Below are 24,874 nucleotides of genomic sequence, written 5' to 3'. Positions count from 1 at the left end.
GGGCATGACAACACACTCAGCATGATCCGCGCACGTCACGCGCACCCTTCCCGCACAACCAGCACCCGGCTCCCGCACAACCAGCACCCGGCGTACGAGGAGATCACACGTGGCCCCACGCAACCGACGACGATCCTTACGCGCGGCGCTCGCCGCCCTCACGTCCGTCCTGCTCCTCCCCCTCGGCGCGGGGGTCGCCGCGGCCGCCCCGGAACCGGGACCCGCGCCGGGCGCCGCCGAGCGGAAGATCGAGCCCGCCCTGCGCGACCGGCTCGACGGTTCCGAAAAGGCCGTCTTCTGGGTCTACCTCGACAGCGCCGCCGACCTGAGCGCCGCGCGGAAGGCCCCGACCAGGGCCGCCAAGGCAGAAACGGTTCTGCGTACCAAGCGGGACCACGCCGCGCGCACCCAGGCCGAGGTGCTCAGGGCCCTGGACGGGGCGAAGGCCGAGTACACCTCGTACTGGATCGTCAACGCGGTCCGCGTCGTCGGCACCCAGAAGCTGGCCGGGGTCCTCGCCCAGCGCCCCGAGGTCTCCCGCATCGACGCCGACGACAGGCTCGCCCTCCCCAAGCCCGCGGAGGGCACCCGCGAGAAGACCGCCGCCGACGCCGTCGAGTGGAACGTCGACCGGGTCAAGGCCCCGCAGGTCTGGGACGGGCTCGGGGTGCGCGGCGAGGGCATCGTCGTCGCCAACATCGACAGCGGCGTCGACTACACGCACCCCGCCGTGAACGGCCAGTACCGCGGCAGGAAGGCGGACGGGACCTACGACCACAACTACAACTGGTTCGACCCGGCGGGCGTCTGCGCGGGCGCGGCGCCCTGCGACAACAACGACCACGGCACCCACACCATGGGCACCATGGTCGGCGACGACGGCGGCGCGAACAGGATCGGCGTGGCCCCCGGTGCCCGGTGGATCGCCGCCAAGGGCTGCGAGACCAACTCCTGCTCCGAGGCCTCGCTGCTCGCCTCCGGCCAGTGGATCGTCGCCCCGACCGACCTGAACGGCCAGAACCCGCGGCCCGACCTCGCCCCGCACGTGGTCAACAACTCGTGGGGCAGCTCCGCCCACGACGACTGGTACCAGCAGGTCGTCGACACCTGGCGCGCCGCCGGCATCTTCCCCGCCTTCTCCAACGGGAACGCCGGCCCCGGCTGCGCCACCAGCGGATCGCCCGGCGATTACGCGAACTCCTACAGCTCCGGCGCCTTCGACGTGAACGGCGCCATCGCCTCCTTCTCCTCGCGCGGCGCCGGCCCCGGCGGCATCGTCAAGCCGAACATCGCCGCACCCGGCGTCAACGTCCGCTCCTCCGTCCCCGGCGGCGGCTACGAGGCCTTCTCCGGCACCTCCATGGCCTCCCCGCACACCGCCGCGACGGTGGCCCTGCTCTGGTCGGCCGCCCCCGCCCTCGAAGGCGACGTCGCACAGACCGAGGCGCTGCTCGACGGCACGGCCCAGGACACCGAAGCCGCCCAGTGCGGCGGCACCACCGCCGACAACAACGTCTTCGGCGAGGGCCGCCTCGACGCCCTCGCCGCGGTCAGCGCCGCCCCGCGCGGCGCCGTCGGCGCCCTCGGCGGCACGGTCCGCACCGACGGCGGCGAGCCCGTCGCGGGAGCCCGGGTCACCGCCCACGGCCCGATCGACCGGACGGCCACCACGGCCGCCGACGGCAGCTACCGCTTCCCCGCCCTCTCGGTCGGCGCGTACGCGCTCACCGCCTCGAAGTTCGGCTACGGGCAGCGGGAAGCCGCCGCGACGGTCACCGAGAACGCCACCGCCACCGGTGACTTCACCCTCACCCAGGCGGCCACCGGCAAGGTCACCGGCACCGTCTCCTCCGCCGCCGGGCCCGCCGCGGGCGCCTCCGTCACCATCGCGGACACCCCGGTGACCGCCACCGCCGACGCACAGGGCCGCTTCGAGGTCACCCTGCCCCACGGCACCTACGACGTGAACGCCACCCACTCCTCGCGCTGCCTCACCGGCGGCACCGCCAAGGTCGCCGTCGCCGGGGACACCACCGTCACGGTCACCCTCCCCGAACGCACCGACGGCTACGGCTACGCCTGCGCCGCCGCGGGCGACCGCCCGTACGCGGGCGGGGACCGGCAGCTCGCGCTGACCGGTGACAACACCACCGAGCGGGTCGACCTGCCCTTCCCCCTCCCGCTGTACGGCAAGACGTACGGGCAGGCCTGGATCGGCACCAACGGCACGGTCAGCTTCGGCGGCAACCACACCGGCGACGTCAACGGGGACCTTCCCAGCACCGCGACTCCCAACGCGGCCCTGTACCCCTTCTGGGACGACCTCGTCGTCGGCCCGGCCGGCAGCGGCTCGGGCGTCTTCACCGCCGTCACCGGCACCGCGCCGCACCGCAGTTACGTGATCGAGTGGCGGAAGGTGTCCCACTGGTCGGCGCAGGCCGACACCTTCTCCTTCTCCGCCGCCATCGGCGAGGACGGCAACGTCACCTACTCCTACAAGGGGACCGGCGGCACCGGCATCAAGGGCGGCTCCTCCGCCACCATCGGGGTGGAGAACGCGGCCGGCACCGACGCGTTCAGGTACTCCTTCAACACCCCGGTCCTCACCGACGGGCTGTCCATCGGCTTCCGGACCACCCGCAGCGGAGTCGTCACGGGCCGGGTGCTCGACGCCAACGACGGCGACGGCGTCGGCGGCGCCACGGTCACCGTCGGCAGCGGCGACACGGCCGTCTCGGCCACCACCGCGGCGGACGGCGGCTACGTGGTCCAGAGCCCCTCCGGCTCCCGCGAACTCTCCGTGAGCGCCCCGGCGTACGAGTCCGCGCAGGGCTCAGTCGAGGTCAAGGCGGCGGACGTCACCCCGGTGACCCGGTCACTGCGCACCGGCAGGGTGAGCGCCGAGCGGCCGTCCCTGGAGCTGGTCCTCCCCGCCGGCCAGAGCCGCACCCGCGGCCTCGACCTCACCAACCCCGGACTCGGCACCGCCTTCACGGTCTCCGAGGACGCGCCCTGGCTGACCGCGACCCCGGCGGACGGCACCCTCCCGACCGGCGGGAAGGCCACGCTCTCGCTGGCCATGGACACGGCCGGACTCACCCCCGGCAGCGTCCTGACCACCGATCTGAAGATCACCTCGGCCAGCGGCCGGACCCCCGTCCTCACCGTCCCCGTCAAGGTCGTGGTCCCGCGCTACCAGGCCGCCCTGGACGCGGGCTCCGACTACGCGGCCACCGACGCGGCCGGCGACACCTGGTCCCCGGACCGCAAGTACACCCCGGGCTCGTACGGCTACCAGGGCGACGCCACCGTCCGGTCCACCGGCCGCACCATCGCCGGGACCCCGGACCAGCGGCTCTTCCGCAACGCCCGTGAGGGCATGTACGAATACCGCTTCGACAACGTGCCGAACGGCACCTACACGGTGGAACTCGGCTTCGCCGAACTCTCCTCCACCCGACCCGACAAGCGCGTCTTCGACGTCCTCGCCGAGGGCACCCAGGTCCTGCCCTCCCTGGACATCGCCCTGGAGGCGGGCTCGTACACGGCCCTGACCAGGACCTACACGGTCAAGGTCACCGACGGAGCGCTCAACCTGCGCTTCGTCACCCACAACGGCTACGGCAAGCCCCTGGTCAACACCCTCCGGGTGACCGACCGCCCCGACAAGGCCTAGCAGCCCGCCGCCCCCCGTCTCCCGTCCCCGCATTCGGGTGGCGGGGGGCGACAGGGGCGCGACCTGCGCGGGAGGGCGGGCGGGGGCACGTAGCGTGCCCGGCATGATGACGCACCGCTTGCAGGCGGGCCCCATCGAGGCCCTCGTCCGCTCCGCCGACCCGGACGCCGTCTGGGCGGCGGGGTCGGCGGACGCCGTCCACGCGGGCTCGCCCGGTGACGGTGACACCCCCCTCGACGTCGGCGGACTGGCGGCGGTGCTCGCGCTGTGGCCCGTCCTCGGGAGCCTCGTCGCCGCCGGGGACCTTGCGCTGCACACCCCGCTGACCGCCTACGGGGAAGCGGCCGCGGCGGGACTGCCCGGCGCCGCCACCGCCCACCACCTGCTCACCCACGGCGAGGGACCGCCCGCCCTGGCCGCCCTCACCCGCCTCGCCGAACACCTCACCGGCACCCCGCTGGCCGAGTGCGCCACGGCCCGCATCTGGCGGCCGCTCGGCATGGACCGCACCCGCTTCGCCGACGGCACCCTGTACGCGCCGCTCGCCGACCTCGTCCGCTTCCCGCGCCACCTGCTGTCCACCGCCGACCACCCCATCAGCCGCTCCTGGACGGCGGAATCCCTGCGCATCCGCACCGGCGAACTCACCCCCTCCCGCGGCCTGCTCTGGCACCCCGCCCCCGCCGGGGTGTGGGCCCACCACCCGCAGGCCGCCACCGGCCCGGCGCTGTGGGTCTCCCCGCGGCACGACCGCTGGGCCGCCCTGGTGCCCGGCGCCGCGCCCGCACCCGCCCCCGCGGCCCCTCCCGCCCCAGCGCTGCGCACCGCGTTCCGCGAGGCCGTTTTTTCTACAACTCCCGTAGGATGAAGGGCTGTTGTACGATCCGGCCACGATGACGAAGACCCACTGGAAGAACCCCGACGCGCCCCGGCCCCCGACCCCCTGGGACGAGATCACCCCCGGCCTCTGGATGGGCGGCCACGTCTACGCCGACGCCGACGGCGAGCTGTGCCCCGCCGTCGTCACCGACGAGTTCGACCTCGTGATCAGCCTCTACACCCGGCCCGGCCACGGCCCCGGCCCGGCCGCCGAGCACCTGGTCGGGGAGATGCCCGACGCGCCCCTGACCGCCGCCCAGCTCGACACCGTCCGCCGCCTGGCCGACACGGCGGGGCGGGCCCTGGACGCGGGGCGCCGGACCCTGGTGCGCTGCTACTACGGGTACAACCGCTCCGGCATCGTGGTCGCCCAGTGCCTGGTCGGCCGGGGGGCCACGGCCGAGGAAGCGGTCGGCCTCATCCGGAGCAGGCGCTCCCCCTGGGCCCTGCACAACCGGCTCTTCACCGCATACCTCGACACCGGGCTGGACGCCGCGTTCCTGCTCGCCGGCCCGGACCCACTCCCGTAGCGCAGTCGGAGCGCGCGCCGGGAGGGGCCGACGTACGGTGATGCCGGAGCCGCCGTCCGCGGCTGCCCGGCCCGTGCCGAGGCCCGCGGACGGAGGCGCAGCACCCAGCCGCCGTTCCAGCCGCACCCCCGCGAGGAGCCCATGTCCGACGCCGTGACCGCGCAGGCCACCGACCCGGACGTCGAGGCCCTCGACGCCTTGTGCCGGGACCTCGCCGAGGCCGCCGACGCCGTGGGCGAGGCCGCCCGGTACGCCTCCGGGCTCGCCCTCGGCGCCCGCCTCCCGGCCGCCGCCCTCGCCGGGTGCGGCGGCGGCAGGCCGCGCCGCGCCTGGCGGACCCTGCTGCGCACCCTCACCGACCCGGCCGGCCTCGGCTGGGCCCCGCGCGGGCGGGGCGTGGCGCGGGCCGGGTGGTTCGCCGGGATCCTGGCCCGCCGGGAGAACCTGGCCGTGACCACCGCCGTCTGCGGGCTCAAGGCGCGGATCCACGTCGCCGGGGTGGGCCGCCCCGACCTGCTCGCGGACCCGGACTGCGCCGCGGTCCTGGGGGCGGTGGCGCAGGGCCGGCAGGACGAGGCGGCCCGGGCCTTCCGGACCCTGCTGCGCGAACGGGGCGCCGGGGAGGCCTTCACCCTGCTGGCCCCGACCTTCGCGGACGTCCTGGCCTGGCACGCGCTCACCGACGAGAACCCCTTCAACGACCACGCCGGCTGGCAGGTGGCCACCGGCCGGGCCGTGACCGCCGAACCGCTCCTGGGACTGGGCGCCGCACTGCGCGCGTTCTTCTCCCGCGGGGACGGCTCTGACGACGCCCCCGGCCCCGGCCCAGGCGCCGGGCTGCTGGAGGCGCTCGACACCACCGGCACCCTCGCCGGGTACGTCGGCAACACGGGCCTGCTCGGCGCGACCGACACCCTGCTGGTCCAGCGGGTGACCGGCGTCGGCGGCCGGCACCGCCACGTGCTCCAACTGGCCGACCGGGACGCGTGGCGGGTACGGGACGTGGTCCGCGCCGTACGGGGGCTGATCCCCTCCGGCGCCGAACTCGTCCTGGTCGGACACCGGCTGGGCGCCGTCGCCGCCATGGACCTGGCCCGGGACCGCGACCTCACCGCCGTCTACCGCATCACGCACCTGTACGCCGTCGGCTCCCCGGCCGACGCCCGCACCCCCCTCGATCCGCGCACCCGCGTCCACCGGCTGGCCTCGGCGGGTGCCGTCGGCGGGACCTGGTCCGCCGCCGACGGCCGGGTCACCGGGAGCAGGCTGCTCCCGCTCGGCGACGCGGACCGCCCTCGGACGACGACCTCCCGGAGGAACCCGTGACCGACGTGCCCCGGCTGCCCCCGCCCGCCCCGGCCGACGGCCTGCGCGGCCACTGCGCGGCCCTGCGCTCCCACGCCCACCGGCTGCGGACGGGCGCGGCGGCGCTGGAATGGCGGGGCCCTCAGGCCGACGCCTTCCGCGCCGAGGTCGCCGCCCTCGCGGACCGCTGCGCCCGGGCCGCGGACGGCTTCGCGCTCGCCGCCGCCCAGCTCGACGGGGTCCACGGCGGGGTCCAGGGCGGGGCCCACGGAGGGGTCACAGTACGAGGGACAGCAGCAGGACGGAGCCGAGGCCGACCACCGAGATGACGGTCTCCATCACCGACCAGGTCTTGAGGGTCTGCCCGACGCTCATGCCGAAGTACTCCTTGACCAGCCAGAACCCGGCGTCGTTGACATGGCTGAAGAACAGCGAGCCGGAGCCGATGGCCAGGACGAGCAGGGCGGTCCCCGTCGTGGACGTGCCCGCCGCGAGGGGGGCCACGAGACCGGCCGCCGAGATGGTGGCGACCGTGGCCGACCCGGTGGCCAGCCGGATCGCCACCGCGATCAGCCAGGCCAGCAACAGGGCCGGGATGGACCAGCTCTTCGACAGGTCCAGGATCATCCGACCCACGCCGGCGTCGATGAGGGTCTGCTTGAACCCGCCGCCGGCGCCCACGATCAGCAGGATGCCGGCGATCGGCGCGAGGGACTTCTCCACCGTCGAGGAGATCCGTTCCCGGGTGAACCCGGCCGCCCGGCCGAGGGTGAACATCCCCACGAGCACGGCCGACAGGAGGGCGATCAGCGGCGATCCGGCGACGTCGGTGACCTTCTGCACCGCGTTGGCAGGGTCGTTGACAACGATGTCGACCAGCGCCTTGACCAGCATCAGCACCACCGGCAGCAGCACGGTGCAGACGGTGGCCCCGAAGCGGGGCCGGTGCGCGGCCCCTTCCGACGGACGCGCGGGGACCATGTGCTCCGGCGCCGGTATGTCCACCCAGCGGGCGGCGTACCGGGAGAACAGCGGCCCCGCGATGATCACCGTCGGGACGGCGACGAGCACGCCGAGGGCGAGGGTGACACCCAGGTTCGCGTGCAGGGCGTCGACGGCGACCAGCGGGCCGGGGTGCGGCGGTATCAGCCCGTGCATGACCGACAGCCCGGCCAGCGCCGGGACGCCGATGCGCATCAGGGAGTGGTTGCCGCGCTTGGCGACCAGCAGCACCACCGGGATCAGCAGCACGATGCCGACCTCGAAGAAGAGCGGCAGGCCGATCACCGAGGCGATCAGCACCATGGCCCAGGGCATCGACCGGCCCTTGGCGCGGGCCAGGATCGTGTCGACGATCTCGTCCGCGCCGCCGGAGTCCGCGAGGAGCTTCCCGAGGATCGCGCCGAGCGCGATGAGCACGCCGACGCCCGCGACCGTGGCGCCGAGCCCGGCGGTGAAGCTGGCGATCGTCTTGTTCAGCGGAGCGCCCGCGAAGGAGCCGAGAGCCAGCGAACCGACCGTCAGGGCCAGGAAGGCGTGCATCTTGAGGCGGGTGATCAGCAGGACGATGACGGCGCTGCCCAGCAGGACCGCGATGCCCAACTGGCCGTTTCCGGCCGAGGTTATGGGCTCGGGGGCAGCCGCCGCCAGTGTCTCGACGCTGAGACCGGTCACGGTGGGGTTCCTCACTCTGTGGAGGTCTGGGTGGGGGTGTGTGTGGGAGGGGAGTGTCAGAGGCCGCGCAGGGCCGTGAGCGCCCGTGCGGTGATCTCCTCGGGGGTGCCGTCGACATCGACGGCGACCCCCGGCTCGTCCGGCCGGAGCGGTTCGAGCGTGGCGAACTGGGAGTCGAGCAGCGTGGCGGGCATGAAGTGGCCCGTGCGCGAGCGCATCCGTTCCTCGATCAGCGCCCGTTCCCCGGTGAGGCGGACGAACACGACCCCGGGGGTGGCGGCGCGCAGCCGGTCGCGGTAGGCCCGCTTGAGGCAGGAGGCGGCCACCACGCCGCCGCCGTGCCCGGCCCGGTCGTGGACCCACTCGCCGACGGCGTCCAGCCAGGGCCCGCGGTCCTCGTCGTCCAGCGGGATGCCGGCGGACATCTTCGCCACGTTGGCCGCCGGATGGAAGGCGTCGCCCTCCGCGTAGGGGAGGCCGAGGGCCTCCGCGAGCAGCCGGCCCACGGTCGTCTTGCCCGTGCCGGTCACGCCCATCACCACAATGACGCGCTGGGAACCCACGCCGTACCTCGCTGTCCTCGTTGACATCGGCCCCGGGCGGGGGGAGGCCCGGGAGGGCACCACTGAACCCTATTAAGTAGTACTTATTCAAGGGTTCGGCGGCAAACATCACACCTTTGGTCCGCTCCGGCGTCACCGTACGCTTACGCCATGACCACCGAAGGCAGTCCGGTCCCAGGACTCCACACCCAGGTACTGGACACCCTCGGCCTGGCGATCACGGCGGGGGAGTACCCGCCCGGCAGCGTGTTGCGCACCGACGAGATCGCCACGCGCTTCGACGCCTCCCGCACCGTCGTGCGCGAGGTGGTGCGGGTCCTGGAGTCGATGCAGCTCGTCGAGTCCCGCCGCCGCGTCGGCGTCACCGTCCGCCCCGCCGAGGAGTGGAACGTCTACGACCCGCGCGTCATCCGCTGGCGCCTCGCCGGCAGCGACCGCCCCCGCCAGCTGCGCTCCCTGACCGTCCTGCGTTCGGCGGTCGAACCCGTCGCGGCCGGCCTCGCCGCCCTGCGCGCCACCCCCGAGCAGTGCGCCCGTCTCACCGAAGCGGCCCTCGGCATGGTCCGCACCTCGCGCGGCCACCAGCTGGAGGGCTACCTCCACCACGACGTCGCCTTCCACCGCATCGTGCTGAACGCCTCCGGCAACGAGATGTTCGCCCGCCTGGGCGACGTCGTCGCCGAGGTGCTCACCGGCCGCACCGAGCACTCCGTGATGTTCCCCGACCCCGACCCGGCCGCCGTCACCCTCCACGTCCGGGTCGCCGAGGCCGTACGGGAAGGGGACGCCGCCGCGGCCGAGGCCCTGACGCGGCAGATCGCCCTCGGCGCCCTGGAGGAACTGGACGTCCTCGCGCCCTAGGTGCCCGACCCCCGGTGGACCGTCAGTCCTCGAAGGGGGCGAATCCGGCGAGTGAAGTCCAGTCGAGGGGGCGCACGATCGCGGCCAGCCGGGCGAAAGGGTCCTGCGTGGCCGTCTGGAACCACATCACCGAGAGTTCCGTGTGCCCCGGCTCCGTGATGCCCTCGGGCAGCCACCATGACGTCAGCCGCGCGTGAACCGTCTCCCGCGGCAGCCACTCGTCGAGCCGGCTCTCCGCATCGGCCCGCAGCGCGTCGAGACCGTGCACGTACAGGTGCGGGTCGGCCGCCATCGCCTTCCCGATGCGCAGCAGGCTCATGCGGCGGTGCAGGTACGGCGTCCCTTCGAGCATGCCCTCCCGGTCGTCCCGTACCGTGAGCGCGCGGAGCTCGGCGCGCACCGGTCCCACCTCGTAGCCGCGCAGTTCGTGAATCCTCGCCTGGGTCATGACCAGAGGGTAGGGATGTCCGACAAGCGCACCAAACGACTTTCGTGACACGCTCCCGTGCGCCCGGGAGGACCCCCGGCCGACCGGTACGCACGGCCCCGCGCGTACGCCACACTGGGCGCGTGCGCGGACATGCCCGGGTAAACGACGACGGACCCGCCTCCTTCGTGGGGCGGGACGCCGAACTCGCCGCACTGCGGGCGGCCTTGACGGAACGGCGACTGATCACCCTGACCGGGCCCGCGGGCGTCGGCAAGACCCGGCTGGCCCGGCAGGCCCTGGACCCCGACGCCGCCGGAGCCGCGGGCCCCGGTGCGCCCGGACCGCGCTTCCCCGACGGGATCCACTGGGCCGACCTCGCCCCGCTGCCCGGTGACCGGCTGCTCCTGGACGCCGTCGCGGACGCGCTCGACCTCGCCGACCACACCCCGCGCGCCCTCGCCGAAGCGGTGCGCGCGTGGATCCGCCCGCGCCGGCTGCTCCTCGTACTGGACTGCTGCGAACACCTCATCGGGCCCCTGCGCCTCCTCGGACGGGACCTGCTCGACGCCGCCCCGCACCTCGTCGTGCTGCTGACCAGCCGCGAACCCCTCGCCCTGGCCGGCGAACACGTACTGGAGGTCGGGCCCCTGCCGCACGAGGAGCCGGCCGGAGAGGCCCTCGCCCTCTTCACCGCGCGGGCGGACGCGGTACGCCCGGGGCGGGCGGGCGCCTGGACCCCGTCCCGGCTCGCCGCCGCCCGCGCGATCTGCGCCCGCCTCGAAGGGGTCCCCCTCGCGCTGGAACTCGCCGCCGCCCAGTTGACGGACCACACCGTGGAGGAGCTCGCCGACCGGCTCTCCCGGCGGATCGGCCCGCTGTCCGGCGGCGCAGCGGCCCGGCCGCCCCGCCACCGGGCGCTGCGCACCGCCATCGGCTGGAGCCACGAGTGGTGCACCCCCGCCGAACGCCTCCTGTGGCTGCGGCTCTCCGTCTTCGGCGGCACCTTCGACGAGGCCGCGGCCCGCGCCGTGTGCTCCGCACCCCCGCTCGCCGCCGCGGACGTGGCCCCGCTCCTCGCCTCGCTCGTCGCCAAGTCCGTAGTCCGCCGGAGCCCGGACGGCGCCGGCCACCGCATGCTCGACACGATCCGCGAGTACGGGGCCATGTGGTGCGACGGCGTCGGCGAACGGGACGCGCTGCGCACCCGGCACGCGCACCACTTCCTGGAACTGGTGCGCACCGCCGACGAGGACTGGCCGGGCCCCGGGCAGCGCGGCGCCTACCGCGGGGTCGCCGCCGCGTACGGGGACATCTGCGCGGCCCTCGACCACCTGCTGGCCACCGAGCCCGCCGCCGCCCTCGAACTGGCCGGCCGGGTCGGCTTCTTCTGGGCCTGCTGCGGATGCCTCCACGTGGCCCGCTCGTACCTGGAACGGGCCCTTTCCGCCGCCCGCCCCGAGGACGTGGACACCGCCGGCAGGGTGCGCGCCCTGTGGGCCCTCGGGGTGACCCTGCTCCTCCAGGGCGAGCACGAGGAGGCGCACCGGCTCGCGGTGGCCTGCGAGGCCCTGGCCGCGCGGCCCGACGCGGGACCGGGCCCGGCCCTCGACGCCGCCTACCTGCTGGGCGTCAGCCACCTGCTGGCGGGCCGCCCGCTGGCCGCCCGGATCGTGGCCGACAACGCCCTGGAGGCCTTTCCCGGCACGCCCTTCGACTCCGGCCCCCGACTGCGCTGCAGCCTCGTCAGGGTGTTCGCGCTCACCGGCACCGGGCTCTTCGCCGACGCGCGGGAGGAGGCCGAGCGGCTGCGGGCGGGTTGCGTGGAGCGGCAGGAGTACTGGACGCGGGCCTACGCCGACTACCAGCTGGCGCTGATCCGCCTGTTCGAGGGCCGTCCCGCGGAGTCCGCCGAACACGCGCGGGCGATGCTGGAGAGCAAGCGGGAACTGGGCGACAGCTTCGGCACCGCCCTCGGCCTCGACCTGCTGGCCGCGGCCCGGGCCGCGAACGGCGACGGGGCGGGCGGCGCGCATGCCTACGGAGCCGGCCACGCCTACTGGCAGGCGGTCGGCCACCCGCAGCGCGGCACGCCGGAACTGCGCTCCGTACGGGAAGAGTTCGAGCGCACCGCCCGGGCGGCCCTCGGGGACGCGGCGTACGAGGCCGCCTTCGCGGAGGGGGTCCGCCACGGACAGGCCCTGCGCGGCCGCCCCCACCCCGGCTGACCGGCCCCCGGCGGACCGGACCCCCGCGGGCCGGTCATGCCCCCGCGTCCGGGAGGGCGACCGGCATCACCAGGGTGGTGAAGCTGCCCTGGTCGGCGGAGCGCACGAGGGCGGGCCGGGGCGCTGCCGGAATCTCCAGCAGGACGTCGGGCCCCACGCCGGCCTCCAGCGCGCCCGCCAGCACCGCCGGGTCGAAACCGACCCGCACCGGCGCGGCCTCCCCACACAGGGCGGGCAGCTCCGTACCGGACTCCCCGCGCACGCCGTCCGGCCCGGTGGCGGTCACCCGCAGCCGGTCGGGACCCAGCTCCAGGACCGCGACGGGGCTCTCCCCGCACGCGGCGAGGGCCGCGAGCAGGGCGGTCCGGTCCACGACGACCCGGCGGGTCGGCACGGGGACGGCCTCCAGGGCGCCGAGCATGTCCCGGTAGGCGGGGTAGGTCCCGCCGGTCACCGGCACCTCGCGCGCACCGCCCGGGTGGCGGAGGGTCAGGGGAGTGCCGGGCGGCCCCGCCACCAGGGTGACCTCGGCCGCCCGGGCCGCCCATCCGCCCAGCCCGACCAGGACCGGGACCTCGACCAGGACCCGCCCGGGCGGTCCGGTCACGGCGGCGGGGCGCAGGACGCGCAGCGAGAGCCGGTAGCGGTCGGTGGCCACGAAGCGGACCTCGTCCTCGTCGAACTCCACCAGCACGCAGCCCAGTACGGGGTGCGCGGGATCCCGCCCGGCCGCCGGGGCCACCTGCCGGACCGCGCTCGCCAGCTCCGCACCGCCGAGGGTGACCTCGGTGCGGGCGGGCCCCGCCGGGAGGGTGTCCAGGACGGCGCGGACCGCCGCGTCGGCGGCCCGCCCGGACTCCCGTACCGCCCGCCGGTGGCGCTCCAGCACCTGACGGGCCAGCCCGGGCGGCCCGTCGAGCACGGTGGCCACGTCGGGCAGGGGCAGGCCCGCCTCGCGCAGCCCGCGCAGCAGTGTGGCGCGGGCGCGCTGGGACTCGGCGTAGTACCGGTACCCGGTCGCCGGATCGACGTGCGCGGGGAGCAGCACCCGACAGTCGTCGTAGAAGCGCAGGGCACTCGGCGCGAGCCCCACGCGGCGGCCGAAGGCACTGATGCCCATCAGTTCGGGAGTGGCGTCCATGGGAGCGATGATCGGCCCTCATCCCACTCGAAGGTCAAACCCGGAGGGCGGATCCGACGGTCAGGCCGCGGGCTCCGGCGGCCCCGGCCGCGGGGTGGTCTGCTGGACGGCCCACCCGTTGCCGTCCGGATCGGAGAAGTACACGAAGGAACCCCACGGCATGTCCTGGATCTCCGTCACCTCCACGCCCCGGCCGCGCAGGTCCGCGTAGGCCTCCTCGATGTCGGCGACGACCACCTGCATGTTGTCCAGCGACCCCGGGATCATCCGGGTGAGCCCCTTGCCGATGGCGATGGAGCAGGCCGACCCGGGCGGGGTCAGCTGGACGAAGCGGATCTCCTCGCTGACGGTGACGTCGTGGTCGGCGTGGAAGCCGATCCGTTCGTAGAAGGCCTTGGCCCGGTCGACATCGGTGACCGGGACGGCGACCAGTTCGAGCTTGACGTCCATGACGGGCTCCCCTCGGTAGCGGACCGGCCCGCGCGCCGAGGCGGCGCGCGGGCCCTTCGGCATCATGCGCCCGGGGCCGCCGCCGTGCCGTCCGTCAGGGGGCGGCGGGTTTGCGTGTCGCGCGCGGCGAACTGCGTGCGGTACAGCTCCTCGTACCGGCCGCGGGCCGCCAGCAGCTCCTCGTGCGTCCCGCGTTCCACGATCCGGCCCTCCTCGACGACGAGGATCAGATCGGCCGCCTGCACCGTCGACAGCCGGTGCGCGATCACCACGGCGGTCCGGCCGGCCAGCGCCTCGGCGAGGGCCTCCTGGACCGCCGCCTCGGAGGTGGAGTCCAGGTGGGCGGTGGCCTCGTCGAGGATGACCACCCGCTGCCGGGCCAGCAGCAGCCGGGCGATGGTCAGCCGCTGCCGTTCGCCGCCCGAGAGCCGGTAGCCGCGCTCCCCGACGACGGTGTCCAGGCCGTCGGGGAGGGATGCGACGAGCCCGTCCAGGCGGGAGCGGCGCAGCGCCTCCCAGATCTCCTCCTCGGTGGCCGTGGGCCGGGCCAGCAGCAGGTTGGCCCGTACCGACTCGTGGAAGAGGTGCCCGTCCTGGGTGACCATGCCGAGCGTCTCGCGGATGGAGTCGGCCGTGAGGTCCCGTACGTCGACCCCGCCGAGGCGGACCGTGCCCGCGTCGGCGTCGTACAGGCGCGGCAGCAGCTGGGCGATCGTCGACTTCCCGGCGCCGGACGAGCCGACGAGGGCGATCATCCGGCCGGGCTCGGCGCGGAAGGACACCTCGTGCAGCACCCGGCCGCCGCCCCGCCGGTCCAGGGCGGCCACCTCCTCCAGGGAGGCGAGGGAGACCTTGTCGGCGGAGGGGTAGGCGAAGGAGACGCGCTCGAACTCCACCGCCACCGGCCCGTCGGGCACCCGGCGGGCGTCGGGCTTCTGGTCGATCAGCGGCTTCAGGTCGAGGATCTCGAAGACCCGCTCGAAGCTGACCATGGCGCTCATCACCTCCACCCGGGCCCCCGCCAGTGCGGTCAGGGGCGCGTACAGCCGGGTCAGCAGCAGGGCGAGCGCGACGACGGAACCGGGCTCCAGGGTGCCGCGCAGGGCGAAGTGCCCGCCGAGGCCGTAGACCAGGGCGAGGGCGAGCGCGGAGACCAGGGTCAGCGCGGTGATGAACGCCGACTGGGCCATCGCCGTACGGATCCCGATGTCCCGTACCCGGGCCGCACGCGCCGCGAACTCGGCGGACTCGTCGGCGGGCCGCCCGAACAGCTTGACCAGGGTGGCGCCCGGGGCGGAGAAGCGTTCCGTCATCTGCGTGCCCATCGCGGCGTTCAGCGCCGAGGCCTCGCGCTGCATCGCCGCCATCCGGGCACCCATCCGCCGGGCCGGCAGCACGAACACCGGGAGCAGCACCAGGGCCAGCAGGGTGATCTGCCAGGAGATGGTGAGCATCACCCCCAGCGTCAGCAGCAGCGTCACCGTGTTGGAGACCACCCCGGACAGGGTGTTGCTGAACGCCCGCTGGGCCCCGATCACATCGTTGTTGAGGCGGCTGACCAGTGCGCCCGTCCGGGTCCGGGTGAAGAAGGCCACCGGCATCCGCTGGACGTGGTCGAAGACCGCCGTCCGCAGGTCCAGGATCAGGCCCTCGCCGAGGGTGGCCGACAGCTTGCGGGTCAGCAGGCCGAGCCCCGCCTCGGCGACCGCGATCAGCGCGATGAGCAGGGCGAGCCGGGTGACGGCCGAACTGTCCCCGCCCCGCACGATCGCGTCCACGATCCGGCTCGCCAGCAGCGGAGTGGCCACCGCCAGGAGCGCGCCCACCACGCTGAGCAGCAGGAAGGAGACCAGCCCGCGCCGGTGCGGGCGGGCGAAGGCGGCGATCCGGCGCAGGCTCGCCCGGGAGAGGGGACGCTTGTCCTGCTGGGCGTTGATCGCGCTGTGCAGCGAATGCCAGGCGGTGACTTCCATGTCCATGGGTGCCACGCTAGGACCTCAACCGGACTTCAGGTCAAGGAACCGGTCCGGACCCCCCGCACGGGTGCCGACTCCGCCAACTCAACTGGTTTCCAAGGATGTTCACAACCCTCGCCCCCGGTCGCCCGTCGGTGGCATCATCGGGTGATGACGCAGGCATCACCGCCCGCCCGCCCGCACCGACCCACCGCGGACACCGTCCTGCGGCGTTTCGAGGAACTCGCCCGCGACGCACCCGACGCCCCCGCCGTCCTCCACGGCCCCGAGGAACTCTCCTACGGCGAACTCGACGCCCGGGCAAACCGGTTGGCCCACCACCTGCTGGACGGGGCCCTGCCCGCGGGCGGCCTCGTCGCCATCGCCGTGGGCGCCCGGCCCGCACTCCCCGTCTGCCTCCTCGCCACCCTCAAGGCGGGCGCCACCTACACCCTCGTCGCCGTGGACGACCCGCGCACCGCCCGCGGCATGCTCGCCGCCCTGCCCCCGTTCCTCCTGCTCACCGACAGCGGCCGCCGGGCGGCCGGCCTCGGCCTGCCCGAGGGGCAGCGGACCGTCGCCGTCGACGAGGAGGCCGGCCGGATCGCCGGGCGGCCCGCCACCGCGCCCGACCGCACCGCCCAGGACCGCGACGCGGCCGTCCTGTTCACCGGCGCGGCCCGGCCGCGTCCGGTCCGCGTCGGCCACGAACTGCTGCTCGCCGCCCACGACGGCTGGACCGAAGCCGCCCGGCTCACCCCGCGCGACCGCCACCTGTTCAGCGGCGGCCCCGACATCACCGCCTTCGCCGCCGGCTGGACCCGCCCCCTGTGCTCCGGCGGCGCCCTCGTCCTGCCCGAGGGCGCCGGCCGCGGGGCCCACGACCTCCTCGACGCCGTCCGGGACCGGCACGTCAGCGTCCTGCACACCGACCCGGCGACCGCCGTGGAGCTCATGGTCCGCGACGACCGGCCCGCCCCGCTCTCCGTCCCCCGGCCCCGCCGCGAACCCGACCCCGCCTTCGCCGACGTGCGGCTGCTCACCATCACGGGGGACCGGCTCTACCTCGACGAACAGGCGGCCCTCCAGGACCGGTTGCGCCCCGGCGCCCGCGTCCTCAACGTCTACGGCCCGACCGAGACCGCCGGCGCCGGGACCTCCTTCGAACTCCCGCAGCTGCCCGGCCCGCTGGACACCCCCGAACGGATCGCCCTCCTCGGCACGCCCTTCCCGGGCTTCCGCGCCGGCCTGCGCGACGGGGAGCTCCTCCTCACCCCGCCCGGCGGCGACCCCGTCGCGACCGGTGACCTCGCCGTCCTGCGCTCCGACGGGCTCCTGGAGTTCGGCGGGCGGCTGCGCGACCGGATCACCCTGGACTGGGGCGCCCACCTCGACCCGCACACCGTCGAGTCCCGGATCCGCACCCACCCCGCCTTCGGCGCCGCAGTCGTGGCCCGCGTGACCTCGGGGACCCGCGAACGGCTCGTCGCCTACGTGGCCCCGCCCCCCGGCGACCCCCTGTGGCTCCGCGACGGGGACCGGGTCGGCCTGGAGACCCTGACCGCGCACCTGAAGCCGGGGACCGGCCCCGACGAAACCCCGACCCGGCTGGTCCGGCTGCGCGCCCTGCCCCGTACCCGGGCCGGCCAGGAGGACCGGGCGGCCGTGCCGCTGCCCGCCCGGGACCGCCCGGCGGTGGCCGGGTCCGCGCTGGTCCCCGCGCGCAGCGGCAAGACGGGCTCCGCCGGGGAGTCCTTGTCTCCCGGCTGCGCCGCGGGCTGCCTCGCCCTGCCGCTGACCGTGGGGACCCTGGCGCTCACCTCGGCGCTGTGGCCCGGATCCACCGACCTCACGGGGGTGCCGCTCCCGTGGTCGTTCCTCTTCTTCGTCCTCTACGTGTGCGAGAGCGCCGCCTTCGCGGCCGGCGTGCTGTTCCTGTTCGGCGGCCGCAGGAGGATGCTCCGCCACGGCCGGGGACGGGCCCTGACCACCGCCGCCCACCTGTCGGCGTCCTACCTGCTGCTCGCCTGGTGGCCCCAGGACAACCTCTACCGGCTGGCGGCCAAACACGACTGGCCGCGCCAGGCCGCCCTCGTCTACACCTTCAACGTCCCGCTGATGATCGCGGGCCTGATCGTGGCCTGCTACCTGCTCCGCAGGCCGCGCTCGCCCTTCGACTTCGACGACTGACCGGCCGGGCGGCGGCCGGGACGGGCTCGGGCCCGGTCCGCCGCGTCGGAGCCGTCCACCGCGCCGGAGAAGCCCTCGAAACCCGACCCGACCGCGAGCGCTCCCGCCCGCACCAGCGCCTCGGCCGCGTCCAGCGTCCCGCCGTCGCGCGCGGCGAGCAGCACCCCGATCCACGGCGCCGGATCGAAGGCCCCGGTCACGATGGCCGGCACGAACACCGCCCCCGATCCGGCGCAGGCCTCCACGAGGTCCGCGCACAGCAGCTCCACCTGCCCTTCCGGCAGCCGCGCGCCCAGCTCCACCCGGTCCACGATCCGTACGAGGTGCCCCGCGCCCCGCAGCACGTCGAGCCGGGCCGCCACCATGAAGGCCACCGAAGGGCCGGTGAGCCGCAGGTTGGTCTCGGTCGGCGCCGGCCGCCCCGTCGCGTCGACCACGAAGTCCACGTCGAACCAGCCCCGGTAGCCCGAAGCCGCCAGCTCCCGCCCGACCGCCGCCCCGAAGGCCAGCAGCGGCCCCTCCAGCGCGGCGGGCACCACCCCGGGCCCCACCGTCGCGCCCCGGTACGCCCCGTCGACCACCTCCATCACCGCCGCCCCGACCTCGTGCGGGCGGCCCTCCCCGTCCACGAACCCGTCGTACGTCAGGTCCCGGGGCCCGCGCGACGGGCCCGGCACGTACTCCTCCACCAGCAGCGGCCCGCGCGGCAGCCCGCGCAGCGCCGCCCGCGCCCCGCCCGCCGCCCGGATCCGGGCGGGGGTCACCACCCTGGTGCCCGAACCCCCGACGCCGTGCTCCGACTTGAGCACCGTGCCCAGCCCCGCCCGGGCCCGCGCCCGCACCGTCCGTACGGCCGCCCACCGGTGCGCGGCCCGCCACTGCGCGGGGAGCGCGATCCCCGGGTGCCCGCCGCCGGCCAGGATCCGGGCGAACAGGGCGTGCGCCGCCGACTTCGACTCGTAGCGCAGGTCCCGCGGCCGCCACGGCAGCCCGGCGAGCCGCCCGTACGGCTCCGTCCGCCCCCACGGTACGAGGGGCAGCCCGCGCCCCGTCACCCGCCGGGCCAGCTCCGGCCGGGCCAGGACGGCCTCCGACAGGCCCGGGTCCCGCTCGGCCAGCCCGTCGAGGACCTCCACCCCGGGCCCCCAGCCCAACTGCCGTCCGACCAACCGGACCCATCCCGGCGGCACCGCCCGCGGCAGCACCAGGGCGGCCGGGCAGGGGCTGTAGAACGCGGCGAGGCAGGCGTAGTCGTGCGCGGCCCGCGGCTCCCCGCCCACCGAGGCATCGGCGAACTGGGCGTTGAACTCCGCCACGTTGCCCAGGTGCACCGCGGGGGTCCCGCCCGTCCAGGCCCGCGCCCAGCCGGCGAGGACCGCCGGAGCCGTCTCGAAGCGCACCAGCCCCGGCGGCGCCCCGGCCGAGGCCACCGCGCCCATCGCCCGGTAGAAGCCCACCGCGTGCGGATCGGAGTCGATCAGCAGGCGGCGCACTCCCAGCGCGGCGGCCCGGCCGAGGACGTCCCGGTACAGCAGCCGCCCGACGCCCCGGCCGATGGCCGACGGCTCCACGAACAGCAGCCCGAGCCGCGCCACCTCCCCTTCCGGAGCTCCTCCCGGTTCCCCTTCCAGGACCTCCAGCGAGGCGACCCCCAGCAGGCTCCCGGGGCCGTTTTCGGCCACCGCGATGCGCCGGAGGGCGAGTTCGCCCTCGCGGACGGCCAGCTCCGGGGCGCACGAGGCGAGGAACCCCGCGTCGTAGCCCCAGTACGCCTTGGACCGCATGACCAGTGCGGTCAGCGCTGCCGCCTCCCCGCGCCGCGCTGCTCTGACCTTTGCCATTTCCTGACCTCCCCATGGTCCGGGGCGGGGCCGTGCGATAGATTCGGCCTCCCCACGGCACGTGCTCGGCACATCCCTATCCCACCCACGCCCAGACAGGCTTCTCCATGAGCGACATCGTCAACGGACTCGGCCGCACGAGCGCGTACGGCGCCCTCGGGCTGGTCCTGCTGATCCTCGGCATCGTCCTGGTGGACGTGCTGACGCCCGGGAAGCTCCCGAAGCAGATATGGGAGGAGCGCAACCGCAACGCCGCCCTCCTGCTCAGCTCCGCGCTCCTGGGCATCGGCGGCATCGTCTTCACCTCGATCTGGACGACGTACGACGACTTCGGCAAGGGACTGCTGTCCACCGCGGCCTTCGGGCTGCTGGGCCTGGTCCTGATGGCCGTGGCCTTCCTGGTGCTGGACCTGGTGACCCCGGGCAAGCTCGGCGCCATCGTCGTCGACCCGGAGCCGCACCCGGCCGTCTGGGTCACGGCCTGCTGCAACCTCGCCGTCGCCGCGATCGTGGCGGCGTCCATCGCCTGACGGCCCGTACGGCACGAAGAGAGCGCCGCTCCCCCTCGGGAGCGGCGCTCTTGTCGTCAGCGGGGCCCGGTGCGCGGCCGGTTCCCCGCCGCCCGGCCTGCGTCAGGCCAGGCCCAGCGCGAACACCGCGAACCCGGCCGCCAGCAGCCCCGCCACGGTCCGCCGCAGCACCGGGCTCCGCCGGCCGCCCGCCCCCGCGCCCGCCTGCGGCGGAGCCTCGAACCGGCGCGCGTAGCGGGCGATGACCACCAGCAGCACCGCGAACACCGGCATCCACGCCAGCCGCGCCAGGATCCACCCCAGGGTCTCGGGCGCCGTCGTCAGCCCGGCCACCCCGCCCGCCCCGCCCGCGAACGAGGCGGGCACGGCCGCCGCCAGCATGGCGCTCTGGTGCCAGCACAGGACGGTCATCGCCGACAGGTTGACCACCACCACCGGGGCCCACAGCGCCGGCCGGGCCAGCAGCCGCGCCAGCCGGTCCCGCAGCAGCATCGCCGCACCCGACTGGGCCGAGGCCAGCGCCAGCACCAGCAGCGACGGCGGGTGCGAGTTGGTCCGCGCCTCACCCGGTACGCCGACCATCGACGCCGGGTAGTGGAACACCGTCAGCAGCGCCGCGAACAGCACGCCCCCGCCCACCAGCAGCAGGCACGCCCCGCGCCGCCCGATCCGCCGCTCGCCCCAGGAGACGCCGAGCTGGTACGCGAACATCCAGCCCGGCAGCACGTTCAGCACGGACAGCCAGGACGGCACCGCCTCGGACAGCGGCCCGTACCGCAGGAAGTCCACCACCGCGACCGAGGCCAGCAGCGGAGCCGCCGCCCAGCCGCCGAGCCGCCGGGCGGCCCGCACGCAGTACGGGGTCAGCGCGGTCACCCCCGCGTACACCCCGACGAACCACAGCGGCTGGATCACCAGCGTGGCCCCCGTGCGCAGGGTGGCCTCCGGCACTCCGGCCGCGTACAGGGCCGGCGCCGCGAGCGCCCACACCGCCGTCACACCGAGCACCGGCCGCCCCAGCCGGACCATCCGCCCCTTCAGCCAGGCCCCCGTGGAGCCGGTGCGGCGGTGGAAGGACAGGACCGAGGCGTACCCGCCGACCAGGAAGAAGATGCCCAGCATCTGCAGCACCCAGCTCGCCGGGGCCAGGGCGCCGAAGGCGGACAGCGGACTGGCGTTGTGCAGCCCGCCCTCCGGGCCGAGGGTGAACCCGCCGAGCAGCCAGTGCCCCGTCGGCACGGCCAGCAGGGCCAGGGCGCGCAGACCGTCGACCGCCCGGTCCCGGTGGGCGGGGGTCCCGCGGTCGATCCGCGCGGCGACCTCCGAGAGCCGGGCCCGCGTGCGCGGCGTACCCGTCCCGCTCATCGGACCTCTCCCTTCGCGATCGCGGCGAAGGCCGCCAGCGACCGGGTTCCCGGGGCGAAGTAGCCGGTGTGGCCCTTCACGTCACCGGCGGGCACCCGGCGGGCACCGAAGGCGGGGGAGGTGGGGTCGGTGCCGTGCCCGAGCCCCGCGAACTCCACGTTGGGCACGTTGGCGATCCAGTCCGACGGCCCCCGGGCCGCCCAGACGCGGGCACCCGTCCCCAGTCCGGCGGCGTCGTCCGCGCGCATCCCCGGAGATCCGAACACCACGATGTCGGCGGCGTCCGTGTGCCGGGCCGCGAGCCCGCACACCACCGAGCCGTAACTGTGGCAGAACAGCGCCGGGTCGGGCGCCCCGACCGCGTCGAGCCCGGCCGTGAACCGGGCCAGCCGCACCGCGCCGGCCTCCGCGAGCCGGCCCTCCGCCGCGTCGAGTCCGACCCCGACCGGCGTCGTGTAGCCCGTCCACGCGATGACCGCGGTGTCCCCGCCCGCCGCCGTCCGCAGCGCCCGGGCCATCCCGGCCGGGCCGGTGGCGGCCGCGCGCGGTGCGTCGTGGGAAGTGGCGTCGTTGTCCGAACCCGGCACGACCACCGCCACGTGCCCGGCGCGCTCCAGGTCCCCGAACACCTCGGCGACCTGCCCGCGGCCGCGCGGGTCGAAGGCCAGGATCCGGCGGCCCGGAGAGGCCAGCGAGGCGTAGCGGGCCTCACCGGTGGCGAGGACGGCGAGCCGGTTGGCCTCGTAGCGCAGGGAGAGCGGAGCGCCGTCCAGATTGCCCACCACCAGCGGGTGGGAGCGCAGGAGTTCGCGGCGTCCGGTCTCGTCCAGCCCGGCGAAGAAGCGGGCCACCTCCCGCGGCGTCGCGGACGCCGGATCGGGCAACGGCCGCCCGCCCACCGCTTCGGCCCGCCAGGCGGCGGTGCCCGGAGGCGGCCCGGTGACCGCGCTCTGGCCGTCGGCCGAAGCCCACCCCGCGGTCCCCGCCACGACGGCCACCGCCAGCGCGGCCGCGGCCGTCGTCCTTCCGAAGCGGCGCATGCCCCTTCTCCCTTCCTCGTGACGAGCCACGTGACGAGCCCCGTGACGAGGAGGAAGGTAGGAAGGAGGTACCCGACGGCACGTCGGACCGGGGAGCCAACCGGCATGTCATACCCCGGTAGGGGGTGGAGGAGACCGGCCCCGGACGGTGGGGCCGCGGGACGGTGGGGCCGCGGGATCAGCCCGTGTCGCCCGGGCGGACCAGGCCCGCCTCGTACGCGAAGATCACCGCCTGGGCCCGGTCGCGCAGGTCCAGCTTGCCCAGGACCCGGCCGATGTGGGTCTTGACCGTCTGCTCCGCCAGCACCAGGTGCGCGGCGATCTCCTGGTTCGACAGGCCGCGCGCGATCAGCTCCAGCACCTCCGTCTCCCGTGGGGTCAGCCCGTTCAGCCGCAGCGCGGGATCCTTGCGCGGCGCCGGCCGCTGCCGCACGAAGTCCGCGATCAGCCGACGGGTCACCGAGGGTGCCAGCAGCGCCTCACCGGAGGCGACCACCCGGACCGCCGCGATCAGATCGGCCGGCGGGGCGTCCTTGAGCAGGAACCCCGACGCGCCCGCGCGCAGCGCCTCGTACACGTAGTCGTCGATGTCGAACGTGGTCAGCATCAGCACCTTCGGCCGGTGCACCACCCCCGGCGGCGGATCGAGCAGCTCCCGGGCCGCGGAGAGCCCGTCCAGCTCGGGCATCCGTACGTCCATCAGCACCACGTCGGGGTGGACCGTGCGCGACACCCGCACCCCCTCGCGGCCGTCGGGCGCCTCGCCCACCACGTCGATGTCGGGCTGCGCCGCCAGCAGTGCGGCGAACCCCGCCCGCACCATGGCCTGGTCGTCGACGATGATCACGCGGATGGTCAACTCGGTTCCTTCTCGGCGTCGTTCAGGGGCAGCCGGGCGGCGACCCGGAATCCGCCGTCGGGCAGTGGGCCCGTGTCCAGGGTCCCTCCGGTCAACCGTACGCGTTCGCGCATCCCCACCAGACCGTGCCCGGTGCCCGAACTCTCCACCTCCACCACGGCGTCCCGGGCCGGCCCGTTGACCACCAGCACGAGCACGTCGCCCCCCGGGGCGGAGCGGGTCACCGAGACCCGGGTCGGCGCCCCCGGGGCGTGCCGCACCACGTTCGCGAGGGCCTCCTGCACGATCCGGTACGCCGACAGGTCCACGGCCGGCGGCACCTCCTCGGCCGCGGCCGACGCCAGGGACAGCTCCACCGGCTGCCCGGCCCGTACCGTCGCCTCGACGAGCTGCTGGATCCGGCCGATCCCCGGCTGCGGGAAGAGCTCGCCGCCCGCGCCCTCCGCGCCGTTCGTCCCGTCGCCGCGCAGCACCGTCAGCAGCCGCCGCATCTCGCCCAGCGACTCGCGCGCGCCCGCCGCGATCGCCGCGAACTCCTCCCGCACCGGCTCCGCCATGCCCGGCAGCCGGTACGGGGCCGAATCGGCCTGCACGGTGATCACCGACATGTGGTGGGCCACCACGTCGTGCAACTCCCGGGCGATCCGCGCCCGCTCCTCCAGCAGGGTGCGCCGGGCCCGCTCCACCTCGCTGATGTTCTCCTGCTCCGCGATCCGCTGCCGGGCGTCCCCCAGCTGCCGCAGCGCACCCGTCAGCGCCAGCACGGCCCCGCTGAGCACGAACTGCAGCGCCACGGTGTTCGTCACCCCGGAGGGCTCGGAGAAGCCGAGCACCACCCCGGCCGCGCCGGTGGCCAGCCACACCTGGACCAGCGTCCGGACGGACTCGCGCAGCCCCAGGCACACCATCAGCACCTGGTAGCCGACGATCACCATCGGAGGCCACGGCCAGGTCTGTCCGCCCACCCCGTCCGCGCCCATCAGCAGGACGGCCCCGGCGACGTCGGCGCACAGCACCATGCCCCAGGCGGACATCGGCCGGGTGACCGCCAGCAGCAGCGGAACGGTCTGCGCCACGCCCAGCGCCCCCGCCCAGCCGCCGTTCGCCCCGTAGTCGTTGGTCAGCACGGCGATGGTCACCGGCAGCAGCGTGATCACGAAGATGCCGACGACCGTGAAGGGCAGCATCCGCTGCCACCGCCTGGGGGCCCGCGCGAACAGCGCCTCGCCGGGGCGGGCGGGCGTCCGCAGCACGACCGCGAACCGGTCCAGCGGGTCCGTCCCCCGCCCCTCCCGGCGCTCGCGCGCCTTGCGGTTGCGGACACGGGCCGGGATGCGGGCTTTGAGGCTCATGATCCGGA

20 protein-coding genes are annotated in these 24,874 nt (G+C 75.4%); 9 read left to right on the top strand and 11 right to left on the bottom strand.

Features of this window, described 5'->3' with window-relative positions; translation table 11 throughout:
- The first annotated feature begins 109 nt into the window (after positions 1–109).
- The 5 genes from SLAV_RS04240 to SLAV_RS40870 all read left to right on the top strand — a co-directional run bounded on the left by SLAV_RS04240 (position 110) and on the right by SLAV_RS40870 (position 6,719).
- Positions 110–3,676 carry a S8 family serine peptidase gene (locus SLAV_RS04240; protein WP_030229813.1) on the top strand — a complete coding sequence of 1,189 codons (3,567 nt, stop codon included), beginning with the start codon at positions 110–112 and terminating at the stop codon, positions 3,674–3,676.
- A 103-nt stretch (positions 3,677–3,779) separates the two neighbouring features.
- Positions 3,780–4,544 (top strand): serine hydrolase domain-containing protein, encoded by a 765-nt coding sequence (locus SLAV_RS04235; protein ID WP_030229814.1) that lies wholly within the window; start codon positions 3,780–3,782, stop codon positions 4,542–4,544.
- A gap of 25 nt (positions 4,545–4,569) precedes the next feature.
- A complete protein-coding gene (locus SLAV_RS04230; RefSeq protein ID WP_030229815.1) occupies positions 4,570–5,085 on the top strand; it encodes a protein-tyrosine phosphatase family protein in 516 nt (171 codons plus the stop codon).
- 141 nt (positions 5,086–5,226) lie between these two features.
- Positions 5,227–6,411: a hypothetical protein gene (locus tag SLAV_RS04225; RefSeq protein ID WP_051840852.1), complete on the top strand. Its 1,185-nt coding sequence runs from the start codon at positions 5,227–5,229 to the stop codon at positions 6,409–6,411.
- Positions 6,408–6,719, top strand: a complete 312-nt coding sequence (locus SLAV_RS40870; protein WP_158740644.1) for a hypothetical protein — start codon at positions 6,408–6,410, stop codon at positions 6,717–6,719. The genes SLAV_RS04225 and SLAV_RS40870 overlap by 4 nt, the downstream gene beginning before the upstream one ends.
- Here the strand turns inward: SLAV_RS40870 and SLAV_RS04220 are convergent.
- Both SLAV_RS04220 and SLAV_RS04215 read right to left on the bottom strand, forming a co-directional pair.
- A complete protein-coding gene (locus tag SLAV_RS04220) occupies positions 6,667–8,064 on the bottom strand; it encodes a GntT/GntP/DsdX family permease (protein WP_030229817.1) in 1,398 nt (465 codons plus the stop codon). The two genes, SLAV_RS40870 and SLAV_RS04220, sit on opposite strands and share 53 nt — an antisense overlap.
- Positions 8,065–8,120: 56 nt before the next feature.
- Positions 8,121–8,654 carry a gluconokinase gene (locus SLAV_RS04215; protein ID WP_037687248.1) on the bottom strand — a complete coding sequence of 178 codons (534 nt, stop codon included), beginning with the start codon at positions 8,652–8,654 and terminating at the stop codon, positions 8,121–8,123.
- A gap of 123 nt (positions 8,655–8,777) precedes the next feature.
- Here SLAV_RS04215 and SLAV_RS04210 point away from each other — a divergent pair, with 123 nt between their 5' ends.
- A complete protein-coding gene (locus tag SLAV_RS04210) occupies positions 8,778–9,488 on the top strand; it encodes a FadR/GntR family transcriptional regulator (protein ID WP_030229819.1) in 711 nt (236 codons plus the stop codon).
- 22 nt (positions 9,489–9,510) lie between these two features.
- On the opposite strand, the gene SLAV_RS04205 is transcribed toward SLAV_RS04210, so the two are convergent.
- Positions 9,511–9,936 carry a hypothetical protein gene (locus SLAV_RS04205; protein ID WP_030229820.1) on the bottom strand — a complete coding sequence of 142 codons (426 nt, stop codon included), beginning with the start codon at positions 9,934–9,936 and terminating at the stop codon, positions 9,511–9,513.
- Between the two features lie 122 nt (positions 9,937–10,058).
- Here SLAV_RS04205 and SLAV_RS04200 point away from each other — a divergent pair, with 122 nt between their 5' ends.
- Positions 10,059–12,143, top strand: a complete 2,085-nt coding sequence (locus SLAV_RS04200) for an ATP-binding protein (protein ID WP_051840854.1) — start codon at positions 10,059–10,061, stop codon at positions 12,141–12,143.
- A gap of 34 nt (positions 12,144–12,177) precedes the next feature.
- Here SLAV_RS04200 and SLAV_RS04195 read toward each other — a convergent pair whose 3' ends face one another.
- The 3 genes from SLAV_RS04195 to SLAV_RS04185 form a co-directional block, all read right to left on the bottom strand.
- Positions 12,178–13,284: a DNA polymerase III subunit beta family protein gene (locus SLAV_RS04195; RefSeq protein WP_030229822.1), complete on the bottom strand. Its 1,107-nt coding sequence runs from the start codon at positions 13,282–13,284 to the stop codon at positions 12,178–12,180.
- 60 nt (positions 13,285–13,344) lie between these two features.
- Positions 13,345–13,734 carry a VOC family protein gene (locus SLAV_RS04190; protein WP_030229823.1) on the bottom strand — a complete coding sequence of 130 codons (390 nt, stop codon included), beginning with the start codon at positions 13,732–13,734 and terminating at the stop codon, positions 13,345–13,347.
- A 62-nt stretch (positions 13,735–13,796) separates the two neighbouring features.
- Positions 13,797–15,713 carry an ABC transporter ATP-binding protein gene (locus SLAV_RS04185; protein ID WP_030229824.1) on the bottom strand — a complete coding sequence of 639 codons (1,917 nt, stop codon included), beginning with the start codon at positions 15,711–15,713 and terminating at the stop codon, positions 13,797–13,799.
- 147 nt (positions 15,714–15,860) lie between these two features.
- Between SLAV_RS04185 and SLAV_RS40865 the strand changes: the two genes are divergently transcribed.
- The gene (locus SLAV_RS40865) at positions 15,861–17,879 is read left to right on the top strand and encodes an AMP-binding protein (protein WP_030229825.1); all 2,019 of its coding nucleotides are present in this window, start codon (positions 15,861–15,863) and stop codon (positions 17,877–17,879) included.
- Here the strand turns inward: SLAV_RS40865 and SLAV_RS42195 are convergent.
- Positions 17,834–19,720: a GNAT family N-acetyltransferase gene (locus tag SLAV_RS42195; protein WP_234333575.1), complete on the bottom strand. Its 1,887-nt coding sequence runs from the start codon at positions 19,718–19,720 to the stop codon at positions 17,834–17,836. The two genes, SLAV_RS40865 and SLAV_RS42195, sit on opposite strands and share 46 nt — an antisense overlap.
- A gap of 107 nt (positions 19,721–19,827) precedes the next feature.
- Between SLAV_RS42195 and SLAV_RS04165 the strand changes: the two genes are divergently transcribed.
- On the top strand, positions 19,828–20,250 hold the full coding sequence (locus SLAV_RS04165) for a DUF350 domain-containing protein (RefSeq protein ID WP_030229827.1): 423 nt from the start codon (positions 19,828–19,830) through the stop codon (positions 20,248–20,250).
- A gap of 102 nt (positions 20,251–20,352) precedes the next feature.
- On the opposite strand, the gene SLAV_RS04160 is transcribed toward SLAV_RS04165, so the two are convergent.
- The 4 genes from SLAV_RS04160 to SLAV_RS04145 form a co-directional block, all read right to left on the bottom strand.
- Positions 20,353–21,615: an acyltransferase family protein gene (locus SLAV_RS04160; RefSeq protein WP_030229828.1), complete on the bottom strand. Its 1,263-nt coding sequence runs from the start codon at positions 21,613–21,615 to the stop codon at positions 20,353–20,355.
- Positions 21,612–22,655 (bottom strand): alpha/beta hydrolase, encoded by a 1,044-nt coding sequence (locus SLAV_RS04155; protein WP_030229829.1) that lies wholly within the window; start codon positions 22,653–22,655, stop codon positions 21,612–21,614. The genes SLAV_RS04160 and SLAV_RS04155 overlap by 4 nt, the downstream gene beginning before the upstream one ends.
- A 178-nt stretch (positions 22,656–22,833) precedes the next feature.
- The gene (locus SLAV_RS04150; protein WP_030229830.1) at positions 22,834–23,514 is read right to left on the bottom strand and encodes a response regulator; all 681 of its coding nucleotides are present in this window, start codon (positions 23,512–23,514) and stop codon (positions 22,834–22,836) included.
- Positions 23,511–24,866, bottom strand: coding sequence for a sensor histidine kinase (locus SLAV_RS04145; RefSeq protein ID WP_078950309.1), 1,356 nt, complete (start codon positions 24,864–24,866; stop codon positions 23,511–23,513). Before SLAV_RS04145 ends, SLAV_RS04150 begins: the two co-directional genes overlap by 4 nt.
- Positions 24,867–24,874: the final 8 nt, after the last annotated feature.

This window comes from Streptomyces lavendulae subsp. lavendulae (assembly GCF_002803845.1).
GTDB classification, from domain to species: Bacteria; Actinomycetota; Actinomycetes; order Streptomycetales; family Streptomycetaceae; genus Streptomyces; species Streptomyces lavendulae.
This window is presented reverse-complemented; position numbering and strand designations above follow the sequence as displayed.